An 18,468-nucleotide genomic window follows, 5' to 3' on the forward strand; every position below is an offset into this window, starting at 1 on the left:
CCGCCATGACCAGCTCAGAAGAAAAACGCGCCCAACTCCGCCAGGCCGCCCTCGAATATCACGAGTTCCCGACGCCGGGCAAGATCGCCATCGCGGCCACCAAGTCCCTGGTCAACCAGCGCGACCTGGCCCTGGCCTATTCGCCGGGCGTGGCGGCGGCCTGCGAGGAGATCGTCGCCGACCCGGCCAATGCCTTCCGCTACACCTCGCGCGGCAACCTCGTCGCCGTCGTCTCCAATGGCACCGCCGTGCTCGGCCTGGGCAACATCGGCCCGCTGGCGTCCAAGCCCGTCATGGAAGGCAAGGGCGTGCTGTTCAAGAAGTTCGCCGGCATCGATGTCTTCGACCTCGAAGTGGCCGAGAACGACCTCGACAAGCTGGTGGACTGCATCGCCGCACTCGAGCCGACCTTCGGCGGCATCAACCTCGAGGACATCAAGGCGCCGGACTGCTTCTACGTCGAGCGCAAGCTGCGCGAGCGCATGAAGATCCCCGTCTTCCACGACGACCAGCACGGCACGGCCATCGTCGTGGGCGCGGCCTTCCTGAACGGCCTCAAGGTGGTTGGCAAGGACATCAAGAAGGTCAAGCTGGTCACGTCGGGCGCGGGCGCGGCCGCCCTCGCCTGCCTGGGCCTGCTGGTCAAGCTCGGCCTGCCGCGCGAAAACATCTGGGTCACCGACCTGGCCGGTGTCGTCTACGAAGGGCGCACCGAACTGATGGACCCGGACAAGGCGGTGTTCGCGCAGCCGACGGCGCAGCGCAGCCTGCGCGAAGCCATCGCCGGCGCCGACGTCTTCCTGGGCCTTTCGGCCGGCGGCGTGCTGAAGGCCGACATGGTGGCCACCATGGCCGCGCAGCCGCTGATCTTCGCGCTGGCCAACCCGACGCCCGAGATCCTGCCGGAGGAAGTGCAGGCGGTGCGCGGCGACGCCATCATGGCCACGGGCCGCACGGACTACCCCAACCAGGTCAACAACGTCCTGTGCTTCCCCTACATCTTCCGCGGCGCACTGGACTCGGGCGCGACGACGATCAACGTCGAGATGGAAATCGCGGCCGTCCACGCCATCGCTGACCTGGCCCAGGCCGAGCAGAGTGAAGTGGTCGCGGCGGCCTATGTGGGTGCGACGCTGAGCTTCGGCGCCGAATACCTGATCCCCAAGCCCTTCGACCCGCGGCTGATGATGCGCATCGCGCCGGCCGTGGCCAAGGCGGCCGAGGACTCCGGCGTGGCCGCCCGACCCATCAAGGACTGGGACGCCTACCGCGAGAAGCTGCAGAGCTTCGTCTACGCCTCGGGCAACACCATGAAGCCCATCTTCACCGCGGCCAAGCGGGCGCCCAACAAGCGCGTCGCCTATGCCGAGGGCGAGGAGGAACGCATCCTGCGCGCCGCCCAGGTCGTTGTCGACGAGAACCTGGCCCGCCCGACACTGATCGGCCGCCCCGAGGTCATCGCCGAGCGCTGCGAGCGCTTCGGCCTGCGCCTGCAGCAGGGCCGCGACTACGACGTCGTCAACGTCGAGCACGACGACCGCTACCGCGACTACTGGCAGACCTATCTGCGCATGACCGAGCGCAAGGGCGTGACCCAGCAGCTTGCCAAGATCGAGATGCGCCGCCGCTTGACCCTGATCAGCAGCATGCTGCTGCACAAGGGCGAGGTGGACGGCATGCTGTGCGGCACCTGGGGCACGACGGCCACCCATCTGCAATACATCGACCAGGTCATCGGCAAGCGCGCCGGCGTGAAGACCTATGCCTGCATGAACGGGCTGATCCTGCCGGGCCGCCAGGTCATGCTGGTCGACACCCACGTCAACTATGACCCCAGCGCCGAGCAGCTGGCCGAGATCACCATCCTGGCCGCCCAGGAGATGTGCCGCTTCGGCCTGACGCCGAAGGCCGCCCTGCTGTCGCACAGCAATTACGGCACCAGCAACTGCCCGTCGGCCGTCAAGATGCGCGACACCCTGGCCCTGATCCAGCAGCTGGCCCCCTGGCTGGAAGTCGATGGCGAGATGCACGGCGACACCGCCCTGGACGCCGCCTACCGCAAGCAGATCATGCCGCACAGCCCGCTGACGGGCGAAGCCAACCTGCTGGTGCTGCCCAACATCGACGCCGCCAACATCTCCTACAACCTGCTGAAAACGGCTGCCGGCGGCGGCATCGCCATCGGCCCGGTGCTGCTCGGCGCAGCCAAGCCGGTGCATGTCCTGACGCCTTCGGCCACGGTGCGCCGCATCGTCAACATGACGGCCCTGACAGTTGCCGACGCCAACGCCGCGCGCGCCTGATCCTGCTGGCGGCTCCAGCGGGGAACAGGGTAAAAGCGCCCTGACTCCCCCAATTGACAGAAGTTTTCACTGCGAAAACTTCGTCATACACCGGTCATGCAGCGAGAAAAAACAAGCACTTAGCCGAATGTGAGCGCAGGCTCACATGAGCCTATTCCATAGTTCGGCGCCAGGGTCCGGCTTGAGCTTTTCGGGTCGCTTCGGTACCATTACGGTTTCGAATTCAGGGTTAACCCGTGTTTTTGCTCTCGTGGCTGGCGCGCTCTGGCGCCTCGGCGGTCACCACCGCCCTGCTGCTTTCCGGCCTGGCCGGAGGCGTGCAAGCCAAGGAAGCTGTCAATGATAGGCAACCCACCACAACGCCCGTTCTGGCTGAAATCCAGCTGAGCGAGCTGCCCGCCCAGGCCCAGGAAACGCACCGGCTCATTCTCGCCGGCGGCCCCTTTCCCTATGCCAAGGACGGCGTGGTGTTCGGCAATCGCGAGCGCCTGCTACCCCGCAAGGCTCGCGGCTTCTATCGCGAATACACGGTCAAGACTCCTGGCGCACGCACGCGTGGCGCCCGCCGCCTCATCTGCGGCGGCACGCCCCCGACAGCGCCCGAGGTCTGTTACTACACCGACGATCACTATGCCAGCTTCAAGCGCGTCCGCGCCCAAGCGGCCCGGTGAAGGTCGAGGATTCAGCAGTTTTGTGACTTGAAAGGAGGAACGCGACCATGCTTTTGCAGACCGTCCGTCCCAATATCGTGCAGGCCATACGGGCCTACCGGGTCGAGGACTTGATGCAGGCCGCTCATGAGGCGGGCCAGCATTTTCTCTATGCCAACCTGTCGGAGGCGCAGTCCAAGCAGGACGTGCTCGACGGCATTGCGCAGGCCTTCTTGTTTCCAGCGCATTTCGGCAAGAACCTGGACGCCCTGCATGACTGCATGACCGACCTCGTCCACAAGGCCGGCTCCCAGCCGGGCTTTGTCGTGGTGCTGGAGCAGTTGCCCGACAACGTGCGATTCGACCGCGAGGCCCGCGAGCAGTTGCTCGATGTCTTCCGCGATACGGCCGACTACTGGGCCGACAGGAAGATCGCCTTCCGGTGTTTCTATTCTTTTCAGTAGCCCGCTCCCAAGAAAACGGGTCATGGGAGCGGGCTGCTGAGGTGGCCCCGGTGGTTGAAAAGCCTGCGCCGAAAAGCGCGAAGTCGACAATTGGCAACCCCAACTTCGGCATGAACATGCCGATGATGTGCAGTGCCTTCGATACCTCGATGTGGTTGAACGCCGCCTGATGCGGCGCTGACCCTCGAGAACAGGAACGGGACCCTCGGGTCCCGTTTTTCATTTCTGGCCCTGGACTTCCAGGGCCAGCGCGACGAACTCGTCGACCGGCACTTCCTCGGCGCGGCGCTGCAGATTGAAGTGGCCCGCGTAGCCGCGCTCGGTCAGCCAGTGGCCCAGGCTGTGGCGCAGCAGCTTGCGGCGCTGCGAGAAGGCGCTGGCGACCAGTTCGCCGAGCAACGTCGGGTTCACGGCCGGCGGCATTTTCAGCGGCTGCATGCGCACGATGGCCGAATCCACCCGCGGCGGCGGGTCGAAGGCCTCGGGCGGCACGTCCAGCACGGACTCGATGTCATAGCGCCACTGCAGCATGACGCTCAGACGCCCATAGTCCTTGCCGCCCGGCCCCGCGGCCATGCGGTCGACGACTTCCTTCTGCAGCATGAAATGCTGGTCGACGACATCGTCCACCGCCTCCAGCAGATGGAAGAGGATGGGCGTGGAGATGTTGTAGGGCAGGTTGCCGACGACGCGCAGCTTCGCGCCCTTGGTGGCAGCCAGGGCCTTGAAGTCGACCTTGAGCACGTCGCTCTCGATGACCTCGACGTCATCGCGCTTGCGCAGGCGCGCCGCCAGATCACGGTCCAGCTCGATGACGGTCAAAGGCTTGTGGCGCTCCAGCAGCGGCAGCGTCATCGCGCCCAGGCCGGGGCCGATCTCGACCAGGGTCTCGCCCGGCTGCGGATCGATCAGGTCGACGATGGCGTCGATCAGGACCGTATCGGTCAGGAAATGCTGGCCGAAGCGCTTGCGGGGGATGTGTTGGGGCATGGATTGATCCCTATCGGTCCTGCCTCATGCCCGCCGGCTTGCAAGCCGGCGGTCCTTCACTGGGCGTCGTGCAGTGCGCAGGCACTGCACTCGGTCCCAGTTCAGTCCAGCCATTCCCGGACTTCGACGAAAGCCTTGTTGCGGAGGTCCTTGACCCATTCCTGGTAGGCCTCGTCGTACTTCTGCTCGCGCAGTGCGCCGCGGGCCTGGTCGCGCAGCTGCTTCAACTCGACCTCGACGGTGCGGCGCTCCAGCACCTGGATCAGGTGCACGCCGAAGCGCGACACGACGGGGCCGGAGATGCCATTCAGCGGCAGGGCATTCATCGCTTCCTCGAACTCGGGCACGAAGCCGCCGGCCCCCATCCAGCCCAGGTCGCCGCCCTCGGGAGCGCTGCCGTCCTCGGAGTTGTCGCGGGCGATCTGCTCGAACTTGGCCTTGCCGGTCTCGATCTGGCGCTTGTATTCGGCCAGGCGACGGGCCGCGACCTCGGCCGTCAACTGGGCCGAGGGGCGCAGCAGGATGTGGCGGGCATGGGTCTGCGTGCTTTGCGTCAGGGAGGCAGCACCCTGGCGCTCGACCACCTTGAGGATGTGAAAACCCGCACCGCTGCGCAGCAGCTGGGGCGCCACCTCGCCGGTCTTCAGGCCCTTGACGGCATTGACGAAGATATCGGGCAGTCGGTCGGCCGGACGCAGACCGATCTCGCCACCGCGGGCCTTGTTGCCGTCCTCGGAAATCTCGCGGGCGACGCGGGCGAAGTCCTCGCCGTCCTTGATGCGGGCCAGCGCGCCTTCAGCCCGGGCACGGCGTTCGGCGACGATGGCCTCAGTGGCGCCCTCGGGCACGGGCACCAGCACCTGGGCCAGGTTGATCTGGCCGCCCTGCTCCAGCGCGGCGCGCCGCTTGTCGAGGAACTCGTCGATCTCGGCGTCGGTCACCTTGATGCGGCCCTGCACTTCGCGCTCGCGCACGCGCTCCGTCATCATCTGGTCGCGCAGGTTTTCGCGGAAGCTCTTGTAGTCGGTACCGTCCGCCTTGAGCCGCTCGCGCAGCTGGGCCATGGTCAGCTTGTTCTGGGCCGCCACGTTGGCGACGACCCGATCCAGCTCGGCCTCGTCGATGCGAGCGCCGTTCTCGCGGGCATAGGTGACGAGGACGCGATCCTCGATCAGCGCCTCCAGCGCCTGCTTGCGCAGGCCGGCCGTCTCGGGCATGACCTCGCCGCGCTGGCGGGCTTCCTGACGCAGCCTTTCGGTGCGCTGGATGACCTCGCTGGCGGCGACGACGTCCTGGTTGACGACGGCGGCGATGTAGTCCCCCGGCTGCAGCGTGGGCGCGCTCTGGGCCGAGGCAGAAAGGGCGGCCAGGGCCAGCGTCACGGCAAGAAAAGGGGGAGCTAGGCGATGCATCATGGTTGGAAATCTGAACTCGGCGAGCGGTCGGAGCTCAACCTTCGGTAACCGGGCACATTGTCCTTCAAGACCTTGAGGGCGTTCGAACCCAGCTGCGACAGGCCGACGAGCTCGAGCTGCAGCATCAGCCGCGTGTTGGTTTCGGCCCGGCCGGTGGACAGGCGCTCGACGCCCCAGCGCAGCACCCAGCAGCCCGCGTCGTATTCGAAGCCCATGACCGAATCGGTCAGGCGCTTGTCGCGCAGCGAGTACTGCACGCGGCCGGCGCTGTACCAGGCACCACCGCAGGCCTTGCTGTCGGCGCCGCGCGAAGTGACGGGCGTGCCATAGATGGGCCATTGCCAGGCCAGCTCGACCTGTTCGCTCTGGGCCCGCGCCAGGCGGTAGGCGACGCTGACCGTCTTGTAGGGGCCAGGCGAATAGCGCGCGCGCAGCACCGAGCGCACCGAGCGGTTGGTCTCGGAGTTGAATTGCAAGGTGCCATCGGCCCACCACTTCTCATCCAGATGAGCGGCGGCGGCCAGCAGCAGGTCGGAGAAGCGCTGCTGACTGACGGGCTGTTCGTCCGGCGTGATCCTCTGGTCGCGGAACAGGAAGCGCTGCACGGCGCCCAGGCGCAGGATCTCCTCGCCCGTGTTGGTCCCGATCCAGCGGCTGGTCACACCCGCGCTCAGCGCATGCAGGTCCGCCACCCGGTCCACACCCGAGAAGGGGTTGTCGGTGTAGATGGAGTCGAAGTTGAAGTCCTTGGGCGCCGAATCGAACTTGGGCATGTTCGTCTGGTCGCGGAAGGGCGTGTTGACGTAAAGCAGGCGTGGTTCCAGGCTTTGGCGGTAATCGCGGCCCAGCAGCGTCGTGTCGCGTTCGAAGACCCACCCGTGGTCGATGCTCAGCGTCGGGATAACGCGGTGCATGCGCGTGCGTCCATCCGGCTGCGGGCGGTCCAGGTCATAGGCCGCCGCATTGAACGACACGCGCGGGATGAACCACCAGGCCTCGCCCCCCAGCGGCGCGGCCAGATGGCCCAGGGCATGCACGCGCTGGCCGCCGCGCTGCTGGCCGGGCAGGGCCGAGCTGGGCAGGTCGAAACGGTTGTATTCCAGCTCCAGCCCGCCCTCCAGCCTGGCCTTGCGGCCCCAGGGGCGGAAGCTGTCCAGCACCGCCTCGTCGGCCGCCGTCGTCAGGCGCACGCCGATCTGCGGGCTGCGCTGGAAGGGCGAATCGAAAGGCGCGTCGACGCCCTGCAGAACCTGCCAGCGCTGCACGCGGGCATAGGTGTCGATGACGCCCCAGGACAGCTCCTTCTGGCGGTTCAGCGTGAAGTCGCTGGCCAGCAGGCGCGGCGTCTGGCTTTCGACGCGGCGCGACATGTCCTTCCAGTAGTCGTCGTCCGACACCCGCTCGCTCTTGAGGCGATAGCGCCAGTCGCCGAAGACATGGCCGTCGTTGTTGAGCTTGAGGCTCCAACGCGAGCTGCCGAAGACGCGGTCGCTGGGCAGCAGGTCGACGTTGATGCGGCCAGCGTGGCCAGGCTCCAGGTAGCGGAACTCGCTGTCCAGGCCGACGCCGCGCTTGGTCAGCACGAAGGGCGTGAAGGTCGCATCGCGCTGCGGGGCGATGTTCCAGTAGTAGGGAACACCGAACTCGAGGCCGCTGCGGTTGTCCAGGAAGAGGTTGGGCGGCAGCCAGCCCGACTTGCGCGCCGAGCTGAGCGGGAAGCTCAGGGACGGTGCGGCCAGGATGGGCACGCCCAGGAAGTGCAGCACGGCGCCGTCGGCCTGGCCCTCGTTGGCCGCCAGGTCCATGCGCAGGTTCCTGGCAGTGATCTGCCAGGCCGGTTCCTGGTTCTCCACGGCCGGGCAGCTGGTGTAGCTGCCGTCGGTGGCGCTCATGTGCTCGCTGTCCTGGAACTTCAGCAGCTTGGCCTTGCCGGCGCCGCCGGTGGCCGCAAGGAAGAAGCGCGGTGTCAGGAACTCGCCCTCGAAGCGGCTCACATAGAGCTGCAGCAGCGGGCCGGTGAAGACGTTGCCGTTGTGGTTGATGCGCACCTGGCCTTCGGCCCGGGCGAAGTCATCGACGACGCTGTAGTCCAGCTTGTCGGCATTCATCACCAGCTCGCCATAGCGCAACTCGACATCGCCCTGCCCCTCGGCCTTCTGGTCCATCTGGGCCGAGACCTTGTTGGCGCTGATGACCAGGGCCGGCTTGGCGGCCGACTTGGAGGCCGGGCCGAGCACCCGGCTGCCGCGCAAGGGCAGGGACTCCTCGGCGCCGGCCTGCTGGGCTGACGCCTGCCCCCAGGCGCACAAGGCCAGGGCGACGAGGGTGGACAGCGGAGCTTGGGAGAAGGGCAGCGAGCGCGGCACGGGCGGCGGGAGCGGCAAGGGCTCGGAGTCGGTGAGGATGCCGGGGCCGGCGGTTCTTAGAATTTCATTATCCACGAGGGATTTCCTCTCCATGACCTCCACCCTGATTGCCGACCTCCTCGCCCACCCCGCCGATGCCGACCGCCTGATGCGTGAGGCCTGCGCGGCCTTGCGCGCCCGGCCCGCGCCGCTGGTGCCGCCGGACCCCACCACGCTGCGAACTGGCCTGGCGCGCATCGCCCAGAACGGCATCGACAGCGGGCTGGACGCCGTGCTGCACCGTCTCATCGACGACGCCCCCAAGGGTAGCGTGACAGACGAACTGGCCGCCCTGCTGCGCCCGCCCGAGTTGGCCTGGGACGAAGCCCAGGAGATCGACTGGGCCGCGCGCCACTGGGACGCCTGCCGCAAGGAGGGCCAGCTCGACGAGGAGCTGGCCGCAGATTTCGGGGAGTACTGGCGTGAGCTGGAATGGAGTGCCCTGCGCCAGCATCTGGTGCGGATCGGCCACGGCCACGCCGAGGAGCGTCGGCTGCTGGCCCATATCGCCAAGACGTCCAGCCGCTATGTCGCCTTCGGGCCGCTGAAGCGGGCCATGGAGACGCGCTTCCCCGAGTTCTTCGAACCGGGCTTCACCTTGAGATAGCGCTTACCTGTTGCCCCCACTGAGGGCCGGCGCCGGGCCGTTCCCAAGCCGGTCCTCAGGCGATGTGCAGGCGGCTCAATGCCGCTTGCATCGCCGTCCCCTCGGGGGACCGACCAGGTTCGCGCGCGTTCAGCGCAGCGAAACTGGGCGAGGGGCTCACGGACACGTTGCGCATCCCGCCGCGACCAGCCACGGATCCTTGTCCTCACCGCCGAAGATCTCGAGCAGGAAGTCCAGGAAGGCCCGCGTGCGCGCCGGCACGTATTTGCGCGTCGGCATGCCCGCCCACAGCGTCGTGCCAAAGAGGCGCCATTGCGGCATGACGCGCTCCAGGGCCTGCTCCAGCAAAGCATCCTCGACCATGAAGCTGGGCAACCCGGCCACGCCCAGGCCGTGCAGGGCGGCGGCGTAGTTGGTGTCCATATGCGTCGTCGACAGCGTCGCGCGCGAGGGCACGATGGGCAGGGTGATCTCTTCCTGGCCGTCGCCGCGCTGCAGCGTCAGGCCGCGCATCAGGGCGGGCGTGGGGGGCAGCAGGGCGTCGTGCTGCTTCAGATCGCTGGGGTGCTGGGGACGGCCGCGCTGGTCCAGATAGTCGGGCGAGGCGCACATGATGAACTCGCTGCGCGCCAGGCGGCGGGCGATGAAGTCGCCGTCGGGCACCTCCCGGGTCAGGAAGATGGTCAGGTCGTAGGCATCGTCCACCGTCTCGACCGGGCCGGGCGAGGTCAGCTCCAGCGTCACCAGCGGGAACTCGCGGTGGAACTTGGGCAAATGCTTGGCGAGCTGGTGCACGGCAATGGCCGGCGGGCAGAGCACGCGCAGCAGGCCCCGCACCTCCTGCGTCGCCGACGCCGCCAGGGCCGCGGCCTCGTCGACGTCGGCCAGGATGCGCCGCGCCCGCTCGAGGTAGGCCTCGCCGATCTCGGTCAGCGACAGCCGCCGCGTCGTGCGGTTCAAGAGCCGCGTGCCGAGATGCTCCTCCAGCTCGGCCACCAGCCGCGTGACGACGGCCGGCGCCAGGTCCAGCGCCCGCGCTGCGGCGGCGAAGCTGCCCTCGTCGATGACGCGGACGAAAACCTTGATGGCGCGGAGCTGATCCATTCAGTCAGGGATGGGCAGCCATGACCTGGGCGACGGCGGCGGTCAGCCGCTTGCCATAGGGCACATGCAGGAACTCGTTGGGGCCGTGGGCGTTGCTCTTGGGGCCGAGCACGCCGCAGACCATCATCTGCGCCTTGGGGAAGCCCTTTTGCAGCATGCTCATCAGCGGGATGGTGCCGCCCTGACCGATATAGCCGACCGGCGCGCCGAAATGGGCCTGGCTGGCCTCGTTCAGCGCCTGGCTGAGCCAGGGCGACAGCTCGGGCGTGTTCCAGCCCGTCGCGCCATAGGCGCCGGCGCGGCCGTCGGGCGTGAAGGTCACCTTGGCGTTGTAGGGCGCGTTGTCCTCCAGCAGCGTCTTCAGTCGCAGCGCCGCCTCGTTGCCGTCCACCAGCGGCGGCAGGCGCAGCGACAGCTTGAAGGCCGTGTAGGGCCGCAGCACATTGCCGGCGTTCTTCAGCTCGGGGAAGCCATCCGCGCCGACGACGGACAGCGTCGGCCGCCAGGTGCGGTTCAGCAGCACCTCGACCGGGTCGGTCGTCACGGGCAGCACCGGGCCGCCGTCCGCACCGCAGGCCCAGGGCATGCGCTTGTAGACCTCCTCCTTCAGGATGGCCGCCGTCGCCCGGGCCTGCTCCAGGCGGGCACCCGGCACTTCGCAGTGGAAGCTCTCCGGCAGCAGGCGGCCGGTCTTGCTGTCCTCCAGACGGTCCAGCACCTGGCGCAGGATGCGGAAGGACGAGGGCACGACGCCCGAGGCGTCGCCGCTGTGGATGCCTTCGGTCAGCACCTCGACCTTCAGCACGCCCGACACCATGCCGCGCAGCGAGGTCGTCAGCCAGAGCTGGTCGTAGTTGCCGGCGCCGGAGTCCAGGCAGACGACGAGGGAGACATTGCCCAGGCGGGGCTTGAGGATGTCGAGGTAGGCGGGCAGGTCGAAGCTGCCGCTCTCTTCGCAAGTCTCGATGAGGCCGACGCAGCGCGGCCGCGGGATGCCCTGCTTGTCCAGGGCCATGATGGCCGTCAGCGACGCATAGACCGCATAGCCGTCATCGGCGCCGCCGCGGCCGTAGAGCAGGCCGTTCTCGTACTTGGGCGTCCAGGGGCCGAGGTCGCTGCGCCAGCCGCTGAACTCGGGCTGCTTGTCCAGGTGGCCGTAGAGGACGACGGTGTCCGGGGAGGCCGCCTTGGTCGCCGGCACCTCGAAGAAGATGACCGGCGTGCGGCCCGGGATGCGGATGACCTCGAGCTTGAGGCCGGCAACCTTCTTACTCTCCACCCAGGCAGCGGCCTGGGTCAGCACCTTCTCGATATGGCCGTTCTTCTCCCAGTCGGCATCGAACATGGGGCTCTTGGCGGGAACGGCGATGTAGTCGGTCAGCGCGGGGACGATTTCCTCGTCCCAGACACGTTCGGCGAAGGCACCCAGGGCGGTTGCCTCGTCGGCTTGCAGGGGCAGGTTGGGATCACGTGCGTTCATGGCGTACTCCTGGCGCTGGTGGCGCGATCCGCCAGTTTAGGCTTGCACGCCAAGCGCTTCATGCCGCCTGGGATAACTACCGGCAACGTCCAAGGCATCCACCGCTTAGGCTCGCCGGCATGCGCCTGTTACTGATTGTTCTGCTTGCGCTGCTGACCGGCTGCGCCGCCGCGCCCAAGTTCACGGTCGACGACGGCCGCAAGGTCGACGAGACCCTGCTGGCCGGCATGCGCGCCTATGGCGCCGGCGAGCGCCTGATCCGCCCGGCCATCGCGCGCAGCGCGGCGCTGAAGGACAAGGACTGCGACAAGCAGTGGGAGCTGCCCTTCGCCGTCGCCACCAGCGCCGGCTGGAACGACAACGACCGCGTCGCGTGGGCGCGCGCCCTGCAGGTGGACGAGCGCCTGACCGTCATCGCGGTGACCCAGGATTCGCCCCTGCCCATGGGCACGCGCATCAACCATGTGGCCGGCCAGAACAACGACGACGGCGAGAAGCTGCTGGAATGGCTGGCCGAGGCGCGCGACAACGGCAAGCCCTTCACCGTCGGCACGGCGGCTGGCAAGGCGGTGCAGATCAGGCCCTTCGAGGTCTGCCGCGGCTACACGCGCTTCGCGCCGCCCAACACGCCGCAACTGCAGGACTACCACTGGTTGCTCAGCCTGCATCCGCTGGAAGTGACGCTGGCCGAGCCCACGCCCGAGGAGGCGCTGTGGATGGTGCTGTGGACCCAGGGCCTCTCGGAAGAGGGCGGGGCCCGCATGAAGACCTATCACTACGCGCTGAAGATCGGCGGCACCCTCTACAACCTCGCGACCCTGGCCTCGGGCGTCAAGGCCGCGGCTCTGGCTGCCGATGCCGCCATCAGTGCCGCCAAGAGCGCCGCCGCCAACGTGGCCAGCGAGTTGCTCAAGCAGCAGCTCATCGAGCAGGGCAAGGCCATTGCCGCGCAGAAGATCCGCGAGGGCCTGGTCGACGCCGCACAGCAGCTGACCCGCCAGCAGGTCGTCAACGTCATGCAGGCCGCGGCCGCCAACCGCGGTTCGCTGTCTGGCATCTCGCGCATCGCGGCCACCACCTTCGACTACGCCGACAGCTGGGCCTTCACGCGCATGGCGGCCCTGGGCGCATCGCCGCTGGCCGGCTTCTCCCTGCATCAGAAGCTGGTCGAACGCGGCCTGGCCGCCAATGCCTTCCTGTTCGACGCCGAGCGCCTCGCGGCGCTGAACAAGGTCGCCGCGGCGCGCGGCTTCGAGGCCGAGGTCGTCGCTCTGCTCGGCGGCTTCAAGGCCGATTCCCTGGCCCGCGAGATTGGCGCCATGCCGCTGGCCTCGGCCCAGGGCAGCTTCAGCTTCGACAGCCCCGAGGACCCCGGCGCCAGCCGCTTCTCGCGCGGCCTGGTTGACGCCATGCTTGAGATGCCCGCCGAATCTGGGGCCAAGAAGAAATGAGGCTGGCCAACGTTCTGCTGCTGTTCATCACCGGTCTGGCGCAGGCGCAGACCCCTCGTGAAGCCGCCGCCTCGGCTCCGGAGCCGGCCGCCTCAGAACCCGTGCCCGCGCCGGCCCCGCCACCGCCCAGCTGCGCCCAGCTGAGCAGCCGCGCCCTGTCGGCCGACCTGCGCGCCGCCACCGCCCAGTCGCAGAACCAGCCGCTGCAGGCCCTGGTCAAGCTGCACGACGAGGCCGTCGCGGAATGGGGGGCGGCCATCGCCGCCTGCGACGGCCGCGCCCGCGAGCGCGCCCAGCGCAACCTGGCCGACAGCCAGAAGACCCGCGACGCCCTGGCCGAGAAGCTGCAGGCCGGCAGCCAATGCGAGACCGCCCATCGCGACGCCGCCTCCTTGCAGGACCTCGCCCGTGCGGCCTTCGGCGAGCGACGCTTTGCCGACGCCGCCAGCCTCTATCGCAAGGCCGAGGGCATGTGGGAGCTGGCCGGCGAGCAATGCAGCGGCAGCCAGCAGCAGACTGCACAGCGCCGCCGCGAGCAGAGCGAGATCGACGGCCACAACGCCGAGTTCTGCGCCCCGCCCTTCGAGCGCGCCCGCGAGTTCTCGACCAAGCTGCGCAACAGCGGTGCCGCCCTGCCGCTGGCCGAGCGCCAGACCCAGAGCCAGATCGGCGAGACGCTGTGGCGCGACACGGCCAAGGCCTGCAAGGGCAGCGCCCAGGAACTGGCCCTGAACAACGCCCAGGCCCTGGCCCGCGAGCGCGGCACGCCCTGGGTGGCCACACCGCTGCCGGGCACCCCGGTGCCGACGCCCGCGCTGGTCGCCACCGCGCCCAAACCCGGCACCGCTGCGGCGCCCCCGGGCGCCAAGCCGGCCGCTGTCCCGGCCCCGCCGGCGGCCGCGCCGCTGCGCCAAGCGGCCGCCGCGCCGATCACCCCGCTGGCCGCCGCACCGGCGCCCGCGCCCGAACCCAAGCTCTTCGACCGCACCGCCGGCGACACGCGCTATGTCGGCCAGTTCGTGCGCGAGAACGACGACACCGTCAGCGGCACCGGCCGCGTCGAGTGGAAGAACGGCGATGTCTACGAAGGCCCGCTGACGCACAGCCAGCGCCAGGGCGTCGGCGAGATCCGCTGGGCCGGCGGCCAGCGCTACAAGGGTGACTGGGCCGGCGACCGCGCCACCGGCCGCGGCGTGATGACTTTTGCCAACGGCAACCACTACGAAGGCCTGGTGCTGGACGGCCAACCCGAAGGCGAGGGCAAGCTGACCTATGCCTCGGGCGACGTCTACACCGGCCAGCTGCGCCAGGGCCTGCCGCACGGCAAGGGCAGCTATATCTGGATGAGCGGCCAGCGCTACGAAGGTGATTGGGTCAACGACAAGCCCCAGGGCGTCGGCAAGATGCGCTTCGCCAACGGCAACCAATACGAGGGCCAGATGGCCGCCGGCCTGCCCCAGGGCACAGGCCGCATGGTCTTTCCCAACGGCGACACCTACGAAGGCCAGTTCGAGGCCGGCAAGGCTCATGGCCAGGGCAAGTACGCCTGGAAGACCGGCGAACGCTACGAAGGGGCCTGGTCGCGCGGCCTGAAGCACGGAAGCGGCGTTTTCTTCTGGCCCACCGGCGACCGCTGGGAAGGCGTTTTCAAGGAGGATGAGCGCACGGACGATGGCGCCATGATCCGCAAAGGGAGCTAGGCAACAGGCCTCGGAAGGCTGGCTCCGTTACGCTCGCGCCATCTGCTTTTCTTTTGGAGATCCGAGATGAAGACCCTGCTCACCGCCCTCATCACCGCCATCGCCATCGCCGCCCCCGCCGCCGAGGCGCGCGTGCCCACGCATCACAAGACCGGCCAGGTCAGCAGCGGCGTGCACGCCAAGACGGCCGCCAAGAAAAAAACCACGGCCAAGCACAAGAAGGTCGCCAAGAAGGGCCACAAGAAATCGGCCTGATCACGGCCTGACGAAATAGCGCGCCGGGATGGCGCGCGTCGCATCGCTGAGATCGGGGTTGGCGATCTGCAGCACCCGTCGCTCGGCCAGCCGCGCACGGGCCAGCGCTCCATGGGCCACCGGATCGGTGGCAAACATGGCCTGGAAACTGCCGTCCTCGAAGGCCTGGCCCAGGCCCTCGGCGATGGCAGCGCGGCGCGCTTCATCGCCGCGGCGCACGAAGAACAGGCGCGCAAAGGGATAGACCAGGGCCAGATGGGGCTCGATGACGGCGTCCGGCGCCAGCGCCTGGTGCTGGCGCACAAAGCCGTGGGCCTCGTTCAGGCCCAGCGGCAGGTAGTCGAAACGCCCCGCCTGCAGCAGGCGGAACAACAGGTCCAGCCGGTCCGCCGTGACGACCGGCAGGCTCGCGCCGCGCAACAACTGCACATCGGGCCAGTCGCTGCCTTGCCCGGCACGCAACAGCGCCAGCTCCTCCAGGCGCTGCACGGTCGCGAACCTGGCCACCGCGTCAGCGCGGATGACCAGCAGCCGCCAGCCGCTGAGGCCACGGTCGATGGGCAGATGGATGGGCAGGAAGCGCTGCTCCATGGCAGCGCTGCTGCCCAGGTCCATGACGCTCAGCTCCCCGCGCTCCAATGCCCGCAGCGAGCGCGGGATGTTGGTGGGGTCGGGCGCCATCTTCAGCTCAAAGGGCCGCCCCCACTTCTGCAATGCCAAGGCCAGCGCGCGGAAGCCGAAACCCGCCTCGCCCAGACCATTGACGTTGGGGTAGATGAAGCGCAGCCCTGCCGGCTCGCCCCGCACCCACGGCGCCACGCCGGCGGCCAACAGGGAAGCGAGGAAGCGGGCGCGCTGCATGCGCACCAGCCTAGCGACTTGCCGGCCGCCCGGGGCTAGGGTTTGAGTCCGTTGCGCACGGACGACTCGCTCACTCGCGTTCGAACTTGAAGACGGCCACGCTGGCCATCAGGTTGGGCAGCGATCGCACCACGCCGCCGTCCTGCAGGCCGAAGCTGTCCAGGATCTTGAGCCGGTTCTTGCGCGCCAGCACGCCGAAGTCGGCAAAGGTGCCGACGCGGATATTGGGTGTGTCGTACCACTCATAGGGCAGGGCCCGCGTCACCGGCATGCGGCCGAACAGCACCTGCAGGCGGTTGGGCCAGTGGGCGAAGTTGGGAAAGCTGACGATGCCCAGCTTGCCCACCCGCGCCGTCTCCTTGAGCATCTGCTCGGCATTGCGCAGATGCTGCAGCGTCTCCAGCTGCAGCACGACGTCGAAGCTCTGGTCCTCGAAGATGGACAGGCCCTCTTCCAGATTGCGCTGGATGACGTTGACGCCACGCTTCACGCAAGCCAGCAGGTTGGCGTCGTCCAGCTCCACGCCGTAGCCGGTGCAGCCCTTGTGCTTGATGAGGTGCTCCAGCAGCTCGCCGGTACCGCAGCCGAGGTCGAGCACGCGCGAACCCGGTGGCACCAGGGCCGCGATGGCGGGATCAAAGCTCATACCGCCACCCCCTTGATCTGCAGCGGCCGGGCCGCGGGGCACAGATTGCCGGCGATGCGCTCGAAATAGGCCCCCAGCACGCCGTGATAGCGCGGGTCGTCGAGCAGGAAGGCGTCGTGGCCATGGGGCGCATCGATCTCGGCATAGGACACATCCAGCCGGTTGTCGAGCAGGGCCTTGACGATCTCGCGCGAGCGGTCGGGCGAGAAGCGCCAGTCGGTCGTGAAGCTGGCGATCAGGAACTTGGCCCGCGCGCTGGCGAAGGCTCGCGTCAGGTCCCCGCCATGCTCGGAGGCCGGGTCGAAGTAGTCCAGCGCCCGCGTGATCAGCAGATAGGTGTTGGCGTCGAAGTAGTCGCTGAACTTGTCGCCCTGGTAGCGCAGATAGCTCTCGATCTGGAACTCGATGTCCTGGGTCGAGTAGCCCAGGGCGCCCCCCTTGAGCTCGCGACCGAACTTCTCGGCCATGACGTCGTCGGACAGATAGGTGATGTGGCCGATCATGCGCGCCACCCGCAGGCCGCGCTTGGGCACCACGCCGTGGGCGTAGAAATGGCCGCCGTGGAAGTCGGGGTCGGTCACGATGGCGCGGCGCGCCACCTCGTTGAAGGCGATGTTCTGGGCCGACAGATTCGGCGCCGTCGCGATGGCGATGCAGTGGGCCACGCGCTCGGGATAGCGCAAGGCCCAGTCCAGGGCCTGCATACCGCCGAGGGACCCGCCCAGCACCGCGGCCAGCTTCAGGATGCCGAAGCGCTCGATGACGCGGGCCTGGGCATCCACCCAGTCCTGCACCGTGACGACGGGGAAGTCCGCGCCCCAGGCCCGGCCGGTCGCCGGGTTGACGTGCATGGGCCCCGTGGAGCCGAAGCAGGAGCCGAGGTTGTTGACGCCGATGACGAAGAATTTGTCGGTGTCCAGCGGCTTGCCCGGGCCGATGAGGTTGTCCCACCAGCCCTCACTCTTGGCCTGGCCGGCATAGCTGCCAGCGACATGGTGGCTGGCATTCAGCGCATGGCAGACCAGCACCGCGTTGCTGCGCTCGGCGTTCAGCTGGCCATAGGTCTCGACCATCAGGTCGTAGGGCCCGAAGCTGGTACCGCTGCGCAGCGGCAGCGGCTCGTCGAAATGAAAACTCTGCGGCGATACGTCGCCGACGCTACGGCCCGTCATGGCCTACTCCAGAAAAACAAAACCGGCGGCCACTTGCGGGACGCCGGTTGATCTCGGAGCCCTGTTTAGCGGCATTTATTGAGCGCCCGCAATCCGGAACAAATCGGCGCTGTGCGAAGAGTATAGCGATTGGCCACTTAAAACTAGGGATTGCCCGACCCGCGTTTCGAGGTGGCGACTGCAGAACCCCAGGCAGAAACTCGGCCCGGGTTCGTCTACATGCGGCGTCCATGCCGATACAGGCGCACCAACAAGAGCAACCAACCCATCGGGGGACATTCCGCATGAAGATCAAGTCGCAGCTCGCGACCGCTGTGATGGCGCTCGCCTTTCCTTTGGCGACCAGCGCCATGCCGGTCATGTGGCAGTTCAGCGGGCATCTCGATGCCGTGTCGGGCAATGTCGGTGTTCCCATTTCAGCGGGCAACGCCTTCACCATCGATGTGAGTTTCGACACCAGCGCCAACCTTCTTGGCCAGGCCGGCGGACGCTACCGCTACGACCCTTCCTCAATCAACTTCAGCATCATGATCGGCGGCCTCGGCCCCTTCACCTCGGGCTTCAATCCCGCCGCCGGTGGCAGCCTCTTCGTGCGAAACGACGCCGTGCCGCCCGAGGCTTCGGCACCGCCCCTGGTCGACGGCCTGACCTTCGGGTTGAACGACTTCAACGCCGAAGGCGGCATGTCCGCCCTCAGCGTCATCATGCGCAGCGGCGACCTCGGCATCTTCAACAGCGGCGCTCTGCCCACGCTGCCCGATCCGCGCCTGTTGGCGGGCTATGTGCACAGCTTCCAGTTCTGCTCCAGCAGCGCCAACGACCCCAACAGCTGCGACCTCGCCCAGGTCGACGGCACGCTCGAGGCCGTGCGTCTGCTGCCCGAACCCGCCGGCCTGGCGCTGCTGGCGACAGGCTTCGCCGCCCTGGCCGCGACCCGGCGTCGCCGGGCCTGAGCCAGGCGGCGG

General features: G+C 68.1%; 16 protein-coding genes and 1 riboswitch. Of the genes, 8 read left to right on the plus strand and 8 right to left on the minus strand.

The genetic code is table 11. The features are described 5' to 3' along the window. Positions 1-5 precede the first annotated feature (5 nt). The 3 genes from J2X20_RS12180 (at position 6) to J2X20_RS12190 (ending at position 3,417) form a co-directional block, all read left to right on the plus strand. Entirely contained in the window at positions 6-2,303 is a 2,298-nt protein-coding gene (locus J2X20_RS12180; protein ID WP_310264888.1) for an NADP-dependent malic enzyme, read from the plus strand. Positions 2,304-2,539: 236 nt separating this feature from the next. Continuing rightward, positions 2,540-2,974 carry a guanyl-specific ribonuclease gene (locus tag J2X20_RS12185; protein WP_409034149.1) on the plus strand — a complete coding sequence of 145 codons (435 nt, stop codon included), beginning with the start codon at positions 2,540-2,542 and terminating at the stop codon, positions 2,972-2,974. Between the two features lie 47 nt (positions 2,975-3,021). Continuing rightward, positions 3,022-3,417, plus strand: a complete 396-nt coding sequence (locus J2X20_RS12190) for a barstar family protein (RefSeq protein WP_293500580.1) — start codon at positions 3,022-3,024, stop codon at positions 3,415-3,417. Positions 3,418-3,636: 219 nt separating this feature from the next. Here J2X20_RS12190 and rsmA read toward each other — a convergent pair whose 3' ends face one another. From rsmA to J2X20_RS12205, 3 genes are all read right to left on the minus strand, one after another. After that, positions 3,637-4,407: a 16S rRNA (adenine(1518)-N(6)/adenine(1519)-N(6))-dimethyltransferase RsmA gene (gene rsmA / locus J2X20_RS12195; protein ID WP_310264896.1), complete on the minus strand. Its 771-nt coding sequence runs from the start codon at positions 4,405-4,407 to the stop codon at positions 3,637-3,639. A gap of 101 nt (positions 4,408-4,508) precedes the next feature. Beyond that, positions 4,509-5,822: a peptidylprolyl isomerase gene (locus J2X20_RS12200; RefSeq protein ID WP_310264899.1), complete on the minus strand. Its 1,314-nt coding sequence runs from the start codon at positions 5,820-5,822 to the stop codon at positions 4,509-4,511. Then, positions 5,819-8,206, minus strand: a complete 2,388-nt coding sequence (locus J2X20_RS12205) for an LPS-assembly protein LptD (RefSeq protein WP_310264902.1) — start codon at positions 8,204-8,206, stop codon at positions 5,819-5,821. The genes J2X20_RS12200 and J2X20_RS12205 overlap by 4 nt, the downstream gene beginning before the upstream one ends. A 73-nt stretch (positions 8,207-8,279) precedes the next feature. Here J2X20_RS12205 and J2X20_RS12210 point away from each other — a divergent pair, with 73 nt between their 5' ends. Beyond that, on the plus strand, positions 8,280-8,834 hold the full coding sequence (locus J2X20_RS12210) for a hypothetical protein (RefSeq protein WP_310264904.1): 555 nt from the start codon (positions 8,280-8,282) through the stop codon (positions 8,832-8,834). Between the two features lie 156 nt (positions 8,835-8,990). On the opposite strand, the gene J2X20_RS12215 is transcribed toward J2X20_RS12210, so the two are convergent. Both J2X20_RS12215 and J2X20_RS12220 read right to left on the minus strand, forming a co-directional pair. Beyond that, entirely contained in the window at positions 8,991-9,938 is a 948-nt protein-coding gene (locus J2X20_RS12215; protein ID WP_310264907.1) for a LysR family transcriptional regulator, read from the minus strand. 4 nt (positions 9,939-9,942) lie between these two features. Next, the gene (locus tag J2X20_RS12220) at positions 9,943-11,418 is read right to left on the minus strand and encodes a M20 family metallopeptidase (RefSeq protein ID WP_310264910.1); all 1,476 of its coding nucleotides are present in this window, start codon (positions 11,416-11,418) and stop codon (positions 9,943-9,945) included. 119 nt (positions 11,419-11,537) lie between these two features. On the opposite strand from J2X20_RS12220, the gene J2X20_RS12225 reads away from it, so the two are divergent. The 3 genes from J2X20_RS12225 to J2X20_RS12235 all read left to right on the plus strand — a co-directional run bounded on the left by J2X20_RS12225 (position 11,538) and on the right by J2X20_RS12235 (position 14,824). Next, positions 11,538-12,869 (plus strand): hypothetical protein, encoded by a 1,332-nt coding sequence (locus J2X20_RS12225; protein ID WP_310264913.1) that lies wholly within the window; start codon positions 11,538-11,540, stop codon positions 12,867-12,869. Further along, positions 12,866-14,569, plus strand: coding sequence for an MORN repeat-containing protein (locus tag J2X20_RS12230; RefSeq protein ID WP_310264916.1), 1,704 nt, complete (start codon positions 12,866-12,868; stop codon positions 14,567-14,569). Before J2X20_RS12225 ends, J2X20_RS12230 begins: the two co-directional genes overlap by 4 nt. Positions 14,570-14,635: 66 nt before the next feature. Beyond that, positions 14,636-14,824 (plus strand): hypothetical protein, encoded by a 189-nt coding sequence (locus J2X20_RS12235; RefSeq protein ID WP_310264919.1) that lies wholly within the window; start codon positions 14,636-14,638, stop codon positions 14,822-14,824. Here J2X20_RS12235 and J2X20_RS12240 read toward each other — a convergent pair whose 3' ends face one another. From J2X20_RS12240 to metX, 3 genes are all read right to left on the minus strand, one after another. Further along, positions 14,825-15,685 (minus strand): hypothetical protein, encoded by an 861-nt coding sequence (locus tag J2X20_RS12240; RefSeq protein WP_310264921.1) that lies wholly within the window; start codon positions 15,683-15,685, stop codon positions 14,825-14,827. A 70-nt stretch (positions 15,686-15,755) separates the two neighbouring features. Next, on the minus strand, positions 15,756-16,331 hold the full coding sequence (gene metW / locus J2X20_RS12245) for a methionine biosynthesis protein MetW (RefSeq protein ID WP_310264923.1): 576 nt from the start codon (positions 16,329-16,331) through the stop codon (positions 15,756-15,758). Beyond that, positions 16,328-17,503 carry a homoserine O-succinyltransferase MetX gene (metX, locus tag J2X20_RS12250; RefSeq protein ID WP_310264925.1) on the minus strand — a complete coding sequence of 392 codons (1,176 nt, stop codon included), beginning with the start codon at positions 17,501-17,503 and terminating at the stop codon, positions 16,328-16,330. Before metX ends, metW begins: the two co-directional genes overlap by 4 nt. A 44-nt stretch (positions 17,504-17,547) precedes the next feature. Beyond that, a riboswitch (SAM riboswitch) is annotated at positions 17,548-17,623 on the minus strand. Between the two features lie 164 nt (positions 17,624-17,787). Between metX and J2X20_RS12255 the strand changes: the two genes are divergently transcribed. Next, a complete protein-coding gene (locus J2X20_RS12255; RefSeq protein ID WP_310264926.1) occupies positions 17,788-18,456 on the plus strand; it encodes a PEP-CTERM sorting domain-containing protein in 669 nt (222 codons plus the stop codon). The last annotated feature ends 12 nt before the right edge of the window (positions 18,457-18,468 follow it).

The organism is Roseateles saccharophilus, assembly GCF_031458095.1.
Classification (GTDB): Bacteria; Pseudomonadota; Gammaproteobacteria; order Burkholderiales; family Burkholderiaceae_C; genus Pelomonas; species Pelomonas saccharophila_A.

Bases quoted from the DNA above. Each gene is read 5' to 3' on its own strand.
- J2X20_RS12180 (WP_310264888.1), top strand. From the start codon at position 6: ATGACCAGCTCAGAAGAAAAACGCGCCCAACTCCGCCAGGCCGCCCTC.
- J2X20_RS12190 (WP_293500580.1), top strand. From the start codon at position 3,022: ATGCTTTTGCAGACCGTCCGTCCCAATATCGTGCAGGCCATACGGGCC.
- rsmA (WP_310264896.1), bottom strand. From the start codon at position 4,407: ATGCCCCAACACATCCCCCGCAAGCGCTTCGGCCAGCATTTCCTGACC.
- J2X20_RS12200 (WP_310264899.1), bottom strand. From the start codon at position 5,822: ATGATGCATCGCCTAGCTCCCCCTTTTCTTGCCGTGACGCTGGCCCTG.
- J2X20_RS12210 (WP_310264904.1), top strand. From the start codon at position 8,280: ATGACCTCCACCCTGATTGCCGACCTCCTCGCCCACCCCGCCGATGCC.
- J2X20_RS12215 (WP_310264907.1), bottom strand. From the start codon at position 9,938: ATGGATCAGCTCCGCGCCATCAAGGTTTTCGTCCGCGTCATCGACGAG.
- J2X20_RS12220 (WP_310264910.1), bottom strand. From the start codon at position 11,418: ATGAACGCACGTGATCCCAACCTGCCCCTGCAAGCCGACGAGGCAACC.
- J2X20_RS12225 (WP_310264913.1), top strand. From the start codon at position 11,538: ATGCGCCTGTTACTGATTGTTCTGCTTGCGCTGCTGACCGGCTGCGCC.
- J2X20_RS12230 (WP_310264916.1), top strand. From the start codon at position 12,866: ATGAGGCTGGCCAACGTTCTGCTGCTGTTCATCACCGGTCTGGCGCAG.
- J2X20_RS12235 (WP_310264919.1), top strand. From the start codon at position 14,636: ATGAAGACCCTGCTCACCGCCCTCATCACCGCCATCGCCATCGCCGCC.
- J2X20_RS12240 (WP_310264921.1), bottom strand. From the start codon at position 15,685: ATGCAGCGCGCCCGCTTCCTCGCTTCCCTGTTGGCCGCCGGCGTGGCG.
- metW (WP_310264923.1), bottom strand. From the start codon at position 16,331: ATGAGCTTTGATCCCGCCATCGCGGCCCTGGTGCCACCGGGTTCGCGC.
- metX (WP_310264925.1), bottom strand. From the start codon at position 17,503: ATGACGGGCCGTAGCGTCGGCGACGTATCGCCGCAGAGTTTTCATTTC.
- J2X20_RS12255 (WP_310264926.1), top strand. From the start codon at position 17,788: ATGAAGATCAAGTCGCAGCTCGCGACCGCTGTGATGGCGCTCGCCTTT.